The organism is Micromonospora halophytica, assembly GCF_900090245.1.
Lineage (GTDB): Bacteria > Actinomycetota > Actinomycetes > Mycobacteriales > Micromonosporaceae > Micromonospora > Micromonospora halophytica.
Genome location: NZ_FMDN01000001.1, coordinates 93,367 through 105,720, shown reverse-complemented (window position 1 = coordinate 105,720; position 12,354 = coordinate 93,367). Strand labels below are relative to the sequence as shown.

Annotated in this window: 10 protein-coding genes; 3 read left to right on the top strand and 7 right to left on the bottom strand. The window is 73.0% G+C overall.

Annotated features, from left to right (window positions below):
- The first annotated feature begins 93 nt into the window (after window positions 1–93).
- Window positions 94–267: a hypothetical protein gene (locus tag GA0070560_RS28530; protein ID WP_170839227.1), complete on the top strand. Its 174-nt coding sequence runs from the start codon at window positions 94–96 to the stop codon at window positions 265–267.
- A 13-nt stretch (window positions 268–280) separates the two neighbouring features.
- On the opposite strand, the gene GA0070560_RS00460 is transcribed toward GA0070560_RS28530, so the two are convergent.
- The 7 genes from GA0070560_RS00460 to GA0070560_RS00430 all read right to left on the bottom strand — a co-directional run bounded on the left by GA0070560_RS00460 (window position 281) and on the right by GA0070560_RS00430 (window position 10,392).
- Window positions 281–1,402 (bottom strand): acetate/propionate family kinase, encoded by a 1,122-nt coding sequence (locus GA0070560_RS00460; protein WP_091289880.1) that lies wholly within the window; start codon window positions 1,400–1,402, stop codon window positions 281–283.
- Window positions 1,399–3,483, bottom strand: coding sequence for a phosphate acetyltransferase (gene pta / locus GA0070560_RS00455; protein ID WP_091289878.1), 2,085 nt, complete (start codon window positions 3,481–3,483; stop codon window positions 1,399–1,401). The genes GA0070560_RS00460 and pta overlap by 4 nt, the downstream gene beginning before the upstream one ends.
- A gap of 77 nt (window positions 3,484–3,560) precedes the next feature.
- Window positions 3,561–3,740 carry a DUF6104 family protein gene (locus GA0070560_RS00450; protein ID WP_091289876.1) on the bottom strand — a complete coding sequence of 60 codons (180 nt, stop codon included), beginning with the start codon at window positions 3,738–3,740 and terminating at the stop codon, window positions 3,561–3,563.
- Between the two features lie 86 nt (window positions 3,741–3,826).
- Window positions 3,827–7,558 carry a multifunctional oxoglutarate decarboxylase/oxoglutarate dehydrogenase thiamine pyrophosphate-binding subunit/dihydrolipoyllysine-residue succinyltransferase subunit gene (locus GA0070560_RS00445; RefSeq protein WP_091289875.1) on the bottom strand — a complete coding sequence of 1,244 codons (3,732 nt, stop codon included), beginning with the start codon at window positions 7,556–7,558 and terminating at the stop codon, window positions 3,827–3,829.
- 259 nt (window positions 7,559–7,817) lie between these two features.
- Window positions 7,818–8,642, bottom strand: a complete 825-nt coding sequence (locus tag GA0070560_RS00440) for an ABC transporter permease subunit (RefSeq protein WP_091289873.1) — start codon at window positions 8,640–8,642, stop codon at window positions 7,818–7,820.
- Entirely contained in the window at window positions 8,639–9,571 is a 933-nt protein-coding gene (locus tag GA0070560_RS00435) for an ABC transporter ATP-binding protein (RefSeq protein ID WP_091289871.1), read from the bottom strand. The genes GA0070560_RS00440 and GA0070560_RS00435 overlap by 4 nt, the downstream gene beginning before the upstream one ends.
- Window positions 9,572–9,720: 149 nt before the next feature.
- Window positions 9,721–10,392: a hypothetical protein gene (locus GA0070560_RS00430; RefSeq protein ID WP_091289869.1), complete on the bottom strand. Its 672-nt coding sequence runs from the start codon at window positions 10,390–10,392 to the stop codon at window positions 9,721–9,723.
- Between the two features lie 150 nt (window positions 10,393–10,542).
- Between GA0070560_RS00430 and GA0070560_RS00425 the strand changes: the two genes are divergently transcribed.
- On the top strand, window positions 10,543–11,322 hold the full coding sequence (locus GA0070560_RS00425) for a GNAT family N-acetyltransferase (protein WP_091289867.1): 780 nt from the start codon (window positions 10,543–10,545) through the stop codon (window positions 11,320–11,322).
- Window positions 11,319–12,338 carry a lysophospholipid acyltransferase family protein gene (locus GA0070560_RS00420; RefSeq protein ID WP_091289865.1) on the top strand — a complete coding sequence of 340 codons (1,020 nt, stop codon included), beginning with the start codon at window positions 11,319–11,321 and terminating at the stop codon, window positions 12,336–12,338. The genes GA0070560_RS00425 and GA0070560_RS00420 overlap by 4 nt, the downstream gene beginning before the upstream one ends.
- The last annotated feature ends 16 nt before the right edge of the window (window positions 12,339–12,354 follow it).

Sequence of the window (12,354 nt, the reverse complement as noted above, 5' to 3'; positions counted from 1 at the left end):
CTCGGCCGGTCCGGGCCACCGCTACGGATCGAGGCGTCACGCTCGGTACGCGAGGGGCGGTGCGGGGTGCGCGGCTTCGCTAGGGTCTCCGGCATGTCTGACGAGTACGTGGACCCGAGCGGCAACACCGAGCAGTTCCGTGCCTTCGCCCACTCCCCGGACTCCGCCGCCGCCGCGGAGGCACCGTCCCGGCTGCCGCTGGCGGTGGGCGCGGGCGTGGTCGCCGTGCTGCTGGTCGCCGTGGCCACCTGGCTGGCCCTGGGCTGATCTCCGGCGGTGGTCAGCGGCCGGCGCCGACCACCGCCCGGGTCTCCCGGGCGATCTCCCGCTCCTCGTCGGTGCCGATGACGCAGACGGCGACCTCGGCGTCGTCCGGCGAGATGACCCGGTCCCCGGTGCCGGCGTTGCGCGCCGGGTCGACGGCGATGCCGAGGCGCTCCAGCCCGGCCAGCGCGGCGGCCCGGACCTCGGGGGAGTGCTCGCCCACCCCGGCGGTGAAGGTGACCGCGTCCACCCGGCCCAGCAGCGCGTAGTACGCGCCGACGTAGCCGGTGATCCGGCGGCAGTAGACGGCCAGGGCCAGCGCGGCGGCCGGGTCCCCGGCCTCCTGCCGGGCCTGCACCTCGCGCATGTCGTTGACGCCGGTCAGCCCGAACAGCCCGCTGCGGTGGTTGAGCAGGTCGTCGATCTCGTCCACCCCCATCCCGGCCTCGCGGCGCAGGTGGAAGATGACGGTCGGGTCCAGGTCGCCGCTGCGGGTGCCCATCACCAGGCCCTCCAGCGGCGACATCCCCATCGAGGTGGCCACGCTGCGGCCGCCGTCGACCGCGCAGGCGCTCGCCCCGTTCCCCAGGTGCAGGGTGATGGTGCGCAGCTGCTCGTACGGCCGCTCCAGCAGCTCCGCCGTGCGCTTCGAGACGTACGCGTGCGAGGTGCCGTGGAAGCCGTACCGGCGGATGCCGTACCGCTCGGCGGTGTCCCGGTCGATGGCGTACGTGGCGGCGGCCTCCGGCAGGGTGTGGTGGAAGGCGGTGTCGAAGACGGCGACCTGTGGGACGCCCGGCATCACCCGGCGGGCGACCTCGATCCCGGCCAGGTTCGCCGGGTTGTGCAGCGGCGCGAGCGGGACGAGGTCCTCGATGGCGGCGAAGACCTCGTCGTCGACCAGCACCGGCTGGCTGAACCGGCGGCCGCCGTGCACCACCCGGTGGCCCACCGCGCCCAGCCCGGCGAGGTCGACCCGGTCGATGATCTCCCGGACCGCGGTGGCGTGGTCGGCCGGCCCGCCGCCCGGCTCACCGACCCGCTCCACGATGCCCTTGTCGCGCACGGTCTCTCCGTCGTAGAGCCGGTACTTCACCGACGACGAGCCGCAGTTGAGCACCAGCACGCGGTCGGTCACGAACCCTCCTCCGGCGAGCCGGCCGCCTGGATGGCCGTGATCGCCACGGTGTTGACGATGTCGGCGACGGTCGCGCCCCGGGACAGGTCGTTGACCGGCCGGCGCAGGCCCTGCATCACCGGGCCGACCGCCACCGCCCCCGCCGAGCGCTGCACCGCCTTGTACGTGTTGTTGCCGGTGTTCAGGTCCGGGAAGATGAAGACCGTCGCCCGCCCCGCCACCGGACTGTCGGGCAGCTTCGTCGCCGCGACCTGCGGGTCGATCGCCGCGTCGTACTGGATGGGGCCCTCGACCAGCAGGTCCGGCCGGCGCTCGCGGACCAGCTTGGTGGCCGCCGCGACCTTCTCCACGTCCGCGCCGAAGCCCGAGTCGCCGGTCGAGTACGACAGCATCGCCACCCGTGGCTCGATGCCGAACCGGGCGGCGGTGTCCGCCGAGGAGATGGCGATGTCGGCGAGCTGGGCGGCGTCCGGGTCGGGGTTCACCGCGCAGTCGCCGTAGACCAGCACCCGGTCGGCCAGCAGCATGAAGAAGACGCTGGAGGCCACCGAGACCCCCGGCACGGTCCGGATGATCTCGAAGGCGGGACGGATGGTGGCCGCGGTGGTGTGGGTGGCCCCGGAGACCATGCCGTCGGCGTGCCCGGTCGCCACCATCATCGTGCCGAAGTAGTTGGGTTGGGCCACGATGTCGTGCGCCAGCTCCACGGTGAGGCCCCGGTGGGCGCGCAGCTTCGCGTACTCCTCGGCGAACTCGTCGCGCCACGGGCTGGCGATCGGGTCCACCACGTCCGCGCCGGTGATGTCGATGCCGAGTTCCCGGATCCGTCGGGCGACGTCGTCGGGGCGGCCGAGCAGGGTCAGGTCGGCGACGCCCCGTTGCAGCAGGATCTCCGCCGCCCGCAGGATGCGCTCCTCGGTCCCCTCCGGCAGCACCAGCCGCCGACGGGTGGCCCGGGCCCGGTCGATCAGGTCGTACTCGAACATCAGCGGGGTGACCCGTGCCGAGCGGGTGACCCGCAGCCGGCGGGCCAGGTCGACCGTGTCCACGCATCTCTCGAACGCGCCGAGCGCCGCCTCGACCTTGCGCGGGTTGGCCGGGCCGGGCCGGCCCTCGATCCGGCTGGACGCGGCCACCGTGTCATAGCTGTCGCTGGTCACCGAGAGCACGGCGAGACCGGTGTTGAGCCCCTCGACCAGCCGCATCGCCCGCGGGTCGGGCTGCTCGCCGAGGGTGAGCACCACACCGGCCACGGAGACCTGCCCGGCGACGTGTGCGGCGCTCGCCGCCACCAGCAGGTCCGCCCGGTCGCCGGGGGTGATCACCAACGCGCCCTCGGTCAGGTGGCCGAGCAGGGTGGGCACATGCGCCGCGCCGACCACGTAGTCGAGCACGTCCCGGCCGAGCGCGGCGTCGTCCCCGGCCAGCAGGGTGGCGCCGAGCGCCGTCGCCACCTCGGCCACCGTCGGCGCCGACACGGCCGGCACCTCCGGGATGGCGTACGCGGGAACGGGCAGCTCGGGCAGCGTCATCGGCGCGGGGACCCGGTTGGCGATCACCGCCAGCACCGTCGCGCCCAGGTCCTCCAGATCGTGGTACGCCCCGCGCGCCGCCGCCGCGACCGCCTCCGGCGACTGCCCGAAGCCGTCGAGCACCGGCACCACCACGCTGCCGAACTCGGTGGCGAGCCGGGCGTTGAAGGCCAGTTCCCGGGGCCCCGCCCCGTCGCCGCCGTCGGCGAAGTCGCTGCCCACCACGACCACCGCCGGGCAGCGCCGTTCGAGGTCCCGGTACCGCTCGACGATCCGGGAGATGAGTTCCTCCCGACGGCCGTCGGCGACCAGCGCGCTCGCCTCGGCGTACGTGGTGCCGGTCAGGGCGTCCTGCGGCAGGTCGATCCGGTAGCGGTCGGTGAGCAGGGCGAGGATCGGGTCGGGTTCGGTGCCGGCGACCAGCGGCCGGAACACGCCGATCCGCTCGACCTGTCGGGAGAGGAGTTCCGCGAGGCCGAGGGCGATGGTCGACTTACCCCCGCCGGACCCCACGCTGGTCAGGTAGACGCTGCGGGCCACGAACCTCACGCTACAAGATCGTGGTGGTGTCCGCCCGGGACCTTCGTCCCGCGGACCCGGGCCGTTGATCATGCGGCGTGGCGGGCCTACCCCTCGTCCTCGTCGTCGAGGCGGGCGAGCCAGGTGGAGAAGCGCTCGATCGGGGTCTCGAACTCCGGGTTGAGGTCGACGAAGTCACGCAGCCGCTCGGCCAGCCACTCGACGCTGACCTGCTCCTCGCCCCGGCGCTCGACCAGTTCCTCGATGCCACGGTCGGTGAAGTACACGGTGTTCCTCTCGCGAAGGGCCGCGACGCGGACCGGGGCAGGGCCGTCAGGTGGACGACGCTGCCCCGGGTCGCGGTGCGGTCAGGTCACGGGCGGGGGAGAGCCGCCTCGATCAGCGCGGTCTGCTCGACCTCGTGCATCTTGGCCGAGCCGACCGCCGGGGCCGCGGCGGCCGGGCGGGAGATCCGCCGCAGCCGGACGTCGGCCAGGTGCTCCAGCAGGTTGAGCGCGACGAACGACCAGGCACCCTGGTTGGCCGGCTCCTCCTGCACCCAGGCGAAGTCCTCGGCGTTCGGGTACGCCGCCAGCGCGGCCCGGATCTCCTCCACCGGCATCGGGTAGAGCTGTTCGATCCGGATGATCGCGGTGTCGGTCGTGCCGCGCTCCTGCCGGGCCTGGAACAGGTCGTAGTAGACCTTGCCCGAGCAGAGCAGCACCCGCTTCACCTGCTCCGGCGCCGGCCCGGCCGGGTCGGTCAGCACCGGGGAGAAGGTGCCGGTGGTGAAGTCCTCGACCGGGGAGACGCAGAGCTTGTGCCGCAGCAGCGACTTCGGCGTGAACACCACCAGCGGCTTGCGCTTCGGCGACAGCGCCTGGCGACGCAGCAGGTGGAAGTAGTTCGCCGGGGTGGTCGGCACGGCCACCCGCATGTTGTCCTCGGCGCAGAGCTGGAGGAAGCGCTCCGGGCGGCCGGAGGTGTGGTCCGGGCCCTGCCCCTCGTGGCCGTGCGGCAGCAGCAGGGTGACGGCGGAGCGCTGGCCCCACTTCACCTCGCCGGAGGAGATGAACTCGTCGATCACCGACTGGGCGCCGTTGACGAAGTCGCCGAACTGGGCCTCCCAGCAGACCAGCGCGTTGATGTTCTCGACCGAGTAGCCGTACTCGAAGCCCATCGCCGCGTACTCGGACAGCAGCGAGTCGTGGACGAAGAAGCGGGACCGCTCGCCGTCGCCGGTGAGCGACTTCAGCGGCAGGTAGTCGTCGCCGGTCTTCGAGTCGACGATCGAGGCGTGCCGCTGGACGAAGGTGCCCCGGCGGGAGTCCTGGCCGGCCAGGCGGACGGTGACCCCGTCGTGCAGCAGCGAGCCGAACGCGATGATCTCGCCGAAGCCCCAGTCGATGTTGCCCTCGACGGACATCTTGGCGCGGCGGTCGAGCAGTTGCTGGATCCGCTTGTGCGGGGTGAAGCCCTCCGGCAGGTTGACGTGCGCCTCGCCGACGGCCCGGACGACGGCGGCGTCGGTGGCGGTCTCCACCTGCGGCTCCGGCTCGTCCTCGCGCTTCGGGCGGGAGAGCTGGCGCGGCGTGGTCGCGGCGTCGCGGGTGGCCTTGAAGACCCGCTCCAGCTGCCCCTGGTAGTCGCGCAGCAGTTCCTCCGCGTCCTCCACGGTGATGTCACCCCGCCCGATCAGCTCCTCGGTGTAGAGCTTGCGCACCGAGCGCTTCGAGTCGATGATCTTGTACATCTCCGGGTTGGACATCGACGGGTCGTCGCCCTCGTTGTGCCCGCGCCGGCGGTAGCAGACCATGTCGATGACGACGTCCTTGTTGAACGCCTGCCGGTACTCGAAGGCCAGCCGGGCGACCCGGACCACGGCCTCCGGGTCGTCGCCGTTGACGTGGAAGATCGGCGCCTGGATCATCCGCGCGACGTCGGTGCTGTAGAGGCTGGACCGGCTGTACTCCGGGGCGGTGGTGAAGCCGACCTGGTTGTTGACCACCACGTGCACGGTGCCGCCGGTGCGGTAACCGCGCAGCTGGGAGAGGTTGAGCGTCTCGGCGACCACGCCCTGGCCGGCGAAGGCGGCGTCACCGTGCACCGCCAGCGGCAGCACGGTGTAGCCCTCCAGCTTGAGGTCGATCCGGTCCTGCTTGGCCCGGACGATGCCCTCCAGCACCGGGTCGACGGCCTCCAGGTGCGACGGGTTCGCCACCACCGACACCTTGACCGCGTGGTCGCCGTCCGGGGTGGTGAACTTGCCGTTCTGGCCGAGGTGGTACTTCACGTCGCCGGAGCCCTGCGTCGAGCGTGGGTCCAGGTGCCCCTCGAACTCGGAGAAGATCTTTTCGTACGGCTTGCCGACGATGTTCGCCAGCACGTTGAGCCGGCCGCGGTGGGCCATGCCGATGACGACCTCGTCCAGCCCACCCTCGGCGGCGGCCTCCAGCACCTCACCGAGCAGCGGGATCAGCGACTCGCCGCCCTCCAGCGAGAACCGCTTCTGCCCGACGTACTTGGTCTGCAGGAAGGTCTCGAACGCCTCCGCGGCGTTGAGCCGGTTGAGCACGTGCTTCTGCTCGTCGGCCGCCGGCTTCTCGTACCGGCGCTCGATCCGTTCCTGGATCCAGCGTCGCTCCTCCGGGTCCTGGATGTGCATGTACTCGATGCCGACCCGGCGGCAGTACGAGTCGCGCAGCACGCCGAGGATCTCGCGCAGCTTCATCCGCTGCCGGCCGGCGAAGCCGTTGACCGGGAAGACCCGGTCCAGGTCCCACAGGGTCAGCCCGTGCTGGAGGACGTCCAGATCCGGGTGCTTGCGGATCTTGAACTCCAGCGGGTCGGTGTCGGCCATCAGGTGGCCGCGCACCCGGTACGCGTGGATCAGCTCGTGCACCCGGGCGGTCTTGTTGATCTGGCCCTCGGAGTCGACAGCCACGTCCCGCATCCAGCGCACCGGCTCGTACGGGATGCGCAGGGAGGTGAAGATCTGGTCGTAGAAGCCGCGCTCGCCGAGCAGCAGCTCGTGCATGACCTTCAGGAACTCGCCGGACTGCGCGCCCTGGATGATCCGGTGGTCGTACGTGCTGGTCAGCGTGATGATCTTGCTGACCGCCAGCTCGGCGAGGGTGGCCTCGCTCATGCCCTGGTACGGCGCCGGGTACTCCATCGCGCCGACGCCGATGATGGCGCTCTGCCCCTGCATCAGGCGGGGGATCGAGTGCACCGTGCCGATGCCGCCCGGGTTGGTCAGCGAGATGGTGGTGCCGGAGTAGTCCTCCATGGTCAGTTCGTTGCGGCGGGCACGCCGGACCACGTCCTCGTACGCCTGCCAGAACTGGCGGAAGTCCATCTGCTCGCACGCCTTGATGGAGGGGACCACCAGGTTGCGGGAGCCGTCCGGCTTGGTCAGGTCGATCGCGATGCCCAGGTTGACGTGCTCCGGGCGGACCAGCGCCGGCTTGCCGTCGACCTCGGCGAAGGAGTTGTTCATCTCCGGGTGCTCGACCAGCGCCCGGACCATCGCGTACCCGATCAGGTGGGTGAAGCTGACCTTGCCGCCACGCCCACGGGCGAGGTGGTTGTTGATCACGATGCGGTTGTCGACCAGCAGCTTGGCCGGGACCGAGCGGACGCTGGTCGCGGTCGGGACGGCCAGCGACGCGTCCATGTTCTGCACGATCTTGGCGGCGATCCCGCGCAGCGGGGTGGTGCCGGCGGCGCTCACGGCCGGAGCCTTGGCGGCCGGCTTGGCCGGAGCGGCCTTCGCGGCCGGCGCCGGCTTGGCGGGCGCGGCGGCGGGCTTCGCGGCCGGCTTCGACACGGCGGGCGCGGGCTTCGTCGCCGGCTGGGCCACGGTCGCGGCGGCCTCCTGCTGCCCGGCCGGCTCGGCGGCGGCCGGCTTCGCCGGGGCCTTCCCCTCAGCCGGGCGCGGCGTGGCGGCTCCCGCCGCCGGCCGGTAGTCGGCGAAGAAGTCGTGCCAGGCCGAGTCGACGCTCGAGGGGTCGGCGAGGTAGCGCTGGTACATCTCCTCGACGATCCACTCGTTCGGGCCGAAACCCGCCAGTGGGTTCTCCTGCGAAGTCTGCTGGGTCGACACGGCCGCTGATCGCCTCTTTCACCCGGTTTGAATGGCTCGCGTTGGCCTCCGCGCCCGGATCCGGGCACACGGAAGACGGGTCCCAGGCTACGCCGTGCGAATGCCGCAGGCATTTCCGCCTCCGGCGGGTGGTCCGTTTCACAGAAGATGCCAGAAGTTCAGCAAACGCTGCGTGTCCCGCTGATTCCTGCTAGACGACACGGCCCCGGACAGTGACGTCTCCGTCACCGTCCGGGGCCGTCGCCTACCCGCTGGCGGGTCAGGAGATGTCGCGCCGCCGGATGGTCAGCACGCCGATCGCGCCGGCCACCGCCGCGTACCCGATCAGCACCGCGGCTCCCGCCCAGCGGGGTGGGTTGCCGGGGATCTCCACCCCGCTGACCATCAGGCTCGACGCCAGCGAGGGCACCAGGAGCTGGAGCTTGTTGATCCACTCGCCGAACCGGTTGGCCAGCAGGCTCAGCACCGTGATGGCGCCGATGGTCCCGCCCAGGTAGAGCAGGATGCCGGTGACCGTGGCACCGATCTGGCTGCGGATCAGCACCCCGAGGCCGACGCCGAGGATCGCCCAGAGCAGGTACGCCAGGCCGTTGAGCGCGATCGCCCGCCAGACCGCGCCGCTGCCGAGTTGCGGCCCGACGTCCACGCTGCCCAGGATCGCCGCCCCGGCGGGGATGTTGAGCAGCGTGAAGAGCAGCCAGAAGACCAGCCCCAGGGCGGCGGCGGCGACCAGTTTCGCCGCCATCACCGCGGTGCGGTGCGGCGCGGTGAGGAAGGTGGTGGTCACCGTCTGGTGGAAGAACTCGCTGGTGACCACGACGACGCCGAGCAGCATCACGATGAGCAGGCCGAAGAGCTGCCCGTTGGTGTAGAGGTTGGCGGCCAGGGCGTCCTGGTCCATCAACGCCCGGACCTGGTCGATCTGCTCCGGCGGCACGCCCTCGGTGTTCCCGGCGGCCAGCGCGTCGGTCTGCAGCCAGTTGATCCCGAGGGTGAGCGCCCAGAGCGGCAGCATGATCAGCGCGAAGATCCACCAGGTGTTGGTGGTCCGGATCTTCAGCAGTTCGGATCGAACCAGCTTCATCGGATGCCCGCCTTCCCGGCCGTCAGCTCCAGGAAGACCCGTTCCAGGTCGGGTCGTTCGGTGGTGAGTTCGTGCAGTTCCACGCCGGCGGCCAGCGCGGTCCGGCCGACCGTCGGGGCGTCCACCCCGTCGACCTGCAGGACACCGTGCTCGTCGACGGCGACGGTGGCCGACTGCGCCTTCAGGGCGGTGGTCAGCTCCTCGGCGTTCGGGGTGCGGACCCGGACCCGCTGGCCCTGGGCCATCGAGCCGATCACCTGCTCCACCGGGCCCTGCCGGACGAGCTGGCCGGCGGCGATGATCACCACGTCGTCGGCGAGCAGCTGCATCTCGGAGAGCAGGTGGCTGGAGACCAGGATCGTGCGGCCCTCGTGGGCGAGGCCCTTGAGGAAGCCGCGCATCCACCGGATGCCCTCCGGGTCCAGGCCGTTGGCCGGTTCGTCGAGGATCAGCACCCGGGGATCACCCAGCATCGCGGCGGCGATGCCGAGGCGCTGCTTCATGCCCAGGGAGTACCCCTTGAACTTGCGCTTGGCCGCCGGGGTCAGCCCGACCAGGGCCAGCGCCTCGTCGGCCCGCTGCTTCGGCAGCCCGGCCGCCGCGCAGATCACCCGCAGGTGGTTGATCCCGGTGCGGCCCTTGTGCGCGCTGGACGCCTCCAGCACCGCGCCGACGTGCCGCAGCGGGTCGGTCAGGTCGGCGTACCGTCGGCCGCCGATGGTCGCCGTGCCGCTGGTCGGGGTCACCAGGTTCAGCAGCATGCGCAGAGTGGTGGTCTTGCCGGCGCCGTTCGGGCCGAGGAAGCCGGTCACCCGCCCCGGTTCCACCGTGAAGGACAGGTTGTCGACCGCCCGGACGTTCTTGTATTCCTTGGTCAGTCCGGACACGACGATCTGGCCGGTGCTGGGGCTCCACTGCCCGTCGGACATCGTTCTCCTCCCGTGCGGCGGCGCGTCGTGCGCCGCGGCGTACGGCGCCGTCGCGGAGGCGCCGGGCCCAGCCTGTCAAGAGCGGTCAACCTACGCCATCGGACCCGCTCGCCATTCCGGTCTCCCTCCCGGGCAGGAGGGGGTCATCCTCAGGGACGAGGCGCGGGCTCCGGCGGCAGCGCGATCCAGGTGGCCCGGGCCCGGCCGAGCAGCGTGCCGGTCGGCCCGTACAGGCTGGTGCGTACGTACGCCTTGCGCCCCTCGCCGCCGACCGTCGCGCCGGTCACCACGCACTCGTCGCCCGGCTCGGGCAGCGCGTCGACCACCGCGGCGATCCGGCCCAGGACGTACGGCCGGCCGGGCCCGATGACCGCCCAGCCGCCTGGGCAGTCCAGCGCGGCCCAGACCGTCGCCGGGACCACCCGGGCGGGGGCCCGGAACGGCGCGGCGGTCCGGCCGTCGGGCAGCCGGCCGGGGAAGATCCGCAGCCCGTCCGGGTGGTCCGGGCCGCAGACGTAGCAGCCGGGGAAGGGGTGGTCCACCAGACCGGGGTACGTGGTCGAGGCGGCCCTCGCCGTCGCCGGGTCCACCCCGGGCACCGCCGGGGGCAGGTCGTCGGTCGGGTGGACCTGGGCGACCAGCCGCCCCTGCGGGTCCAGGACGTCGCCATCGGCCACGGTCAGCGGGGTGTCCAGCGGTGGCGGGCGGCGCAGTGTCACCTCGACCGGTCGGTCCGCGCCGTACGCGGTCGCGAACACCCCGGCGCTCCATCCGCCGTTGCCCGAACCGGGTGGTCCGTTGAACCGGGACTCGATGATCATCGGGTACCTCCGTGCGTCCGGCGTCGTCGCCGGTCCCGGGCAGCCTCGCACGCCGACCCGCAGCCGCCGGCAGGGGACGGCCGACCGGCGTTCACCGGATCGACACCCGTCACCGGGCAGGCGGCAACCCCGGGCACCTACACAGGACCCATGGCCGTTCTGCACGCCGCTGGCGCACCCCTGACGACCAGCGGATACACCCTGCTGATCGCCGACGACCCGACCCAGGTCGCGGCCGCGCAACGCCTGCGCCACGAGGTCTTCGCCACCGAACTCGGCGCGAGCCTGCACCCGGCCGGGGGCGGGCTCGACGTCGACGACCTGGACGCCCACTGCGATCACCTGATCGTCCGCGAGGAGCGCAGCGGGGCGGTGGTCGGGACGTACCGACTGCTGCCGCCGGGCCGCGTCGACCGCCGGTACGCCGAGAGCGAGTTCGAGCTGGCCGCCCTCGACCCGCTGCGTGACGTGCTGGTCGAGGCCGGCCGCTCCTGCGTCCACCCCGACCACCGCTCCGGCGCGGTGATCAACCTGATGTGGGCGGGTATCACCCGCTATCTGCACCTGCGCGGATCCCGCTGGCTCGGCGGCTGCGCCTCGGTGCCGGTGGCCGACGGGGGCCGGGCCGCCGCCGAGGCGTGGGCGCTGGCCCGGGCGAAGCACCTCGCACCGCCGCTGCTGCGGGTCCGGCCCCGCCGCCCCTGGTTCGCCGAGCCGGTGGCGGCCCACCCGGAGACCGCCGCCGGTGGCCCGGCCGGCCATGCGCTGATCCCGCCGCTGCTGCGCGGGTACCTCCGGCTCGGGGCGTGGATCGCCGGGGAGCCCGCGTACGACCCGGACTTCGGGGTGGCCGACTTCTACGTCCTGTTCTCGCTGGACCGGATGAACCCGCGGTACCTGCGGCACTTCCTGGGCGGGGAACAGCGGTGAGCGCCCCGCTCTGGCGGCCCGTCTCCGGCTGCGGCCCGGGGTGCCTGCCCGGGTCGGGTGAGGCGCCGTCCGTACCGGTGCCGTGGCGGGTTGCCCGGCTGCTGGGCGTACTCGGGATGCTGCTGGCCGGGGTGGGCCTGGTCGGCCTGCTGCCGGTGCTGCCGGTGGCGCGGCGGGCGGTGGCGGTGCGCCGGTGGGCGCGGGGGGCGGCCCGCGTCCTCGGGGTGCGGCTGGAGGTGCGTGGCCGGTCGCCGGGGCGACCCGCGCTGCTGGTCGCCAACCACGTCTCCTGGCTGGACGTGCTGGCGGTGCTGGCGGTGGCGCCGGCCCGGTTGCTGGCCAAGTCCGATGTCCGGGGGTGGCCGCTGGTCGGGGTGCTGGCCCGCGCGGCCGGTGCGCTCTTCGTCGACCGAGCGCGCCCCCGCGAGCTGCCGGCGACCGTCGACCGGCTGGTCACGGCGCTGCGCCGCGGCGATGCGGTGGCGGTCTTCCCGGAGGGCACGACCTGGTGCGGGACGGCTGCGTCGCGTGCCTGCCGGCCGGGGCGGGGCTTCCGGCCGGCGGCCTTCCAGGCGGCGATCGACGCCGGCGTGCCGGTCGTGCCGCTCCGGCTGACCTACCGCTGCGCCGCCACCGGCGAGGCCACCACGGCCGCCGCCTTCCTCGGCGACGAGACCCTCTGGGCCTCGGCACGCCGGGTGCTCGCCGCACGGGACCTGGTGCTGACCGTGCGGATCGGGGCGGCGCTGCACCCGGCCCGGGGCGCGGACCGGCGCGCCCTCGCCCGGGCCGCCGAGTCGGCGGTGCACCTGGTCCCGGCCCGTGCCGCCGCGCCGGCCCTCCCCCCTGCGCTGCCGTCGGCCGCCGCCCCCCTAGTCGGCGTCGCCGAGGCGGGCGGGGAGTGCTCGGTGGAACGGCACGGACGTCAACCGGACCCGTTGACGTCCATGGTGTGCCGCTCGGCGGAGGTCGGGTCGGCGGACGGCGCGGGGGAGCGGCTCGAACTGGCGGCCTGACGCCCCGGACCCCGAC

What these genes read in the sequence shown, in the direction of transcription:
- GA0070560_RS00430 (WP_091289869.1), bottom strand. Translation starts at nt 10,392, where the DNA reads ATGATCATCGAGTCCCGGTTCAACGGACCACCCGGTTCGGGCAACGGC.
- GA0070560_RS00435 (WP_091289871.1), bottom strand. Translation starts at nt 9,571, where the DNA reads ATGTCCGACGGGCAGTGGAGCCCCAGCACCGGCCAGATCGTCGTGTCC.
- GA0070560_RS28530 (WP_170839227.1), top strand. Translation starts at nt 94, where the DNA reads ATGTCTGACGAGTACGTGGACCCGAGCGGCAACACCGAGCAGTTCCGT.
- GA0070560_RS00440 (WP_091289873.1), bottom strand. Translation starts at nt 8,642, where the DNA reads ATGAAGCTGGTTCGATCCGAACTGCTGAAGATCCGGACCACCAACACC.
- GA0070560_RS00425 (WP_091289867.1), top strand. Translation starts at nt 10,543, where the DNA reads ATGGCCGTTCTGCACGCCGCTGGCGCACCCCTGACGACCAGCGGATAC.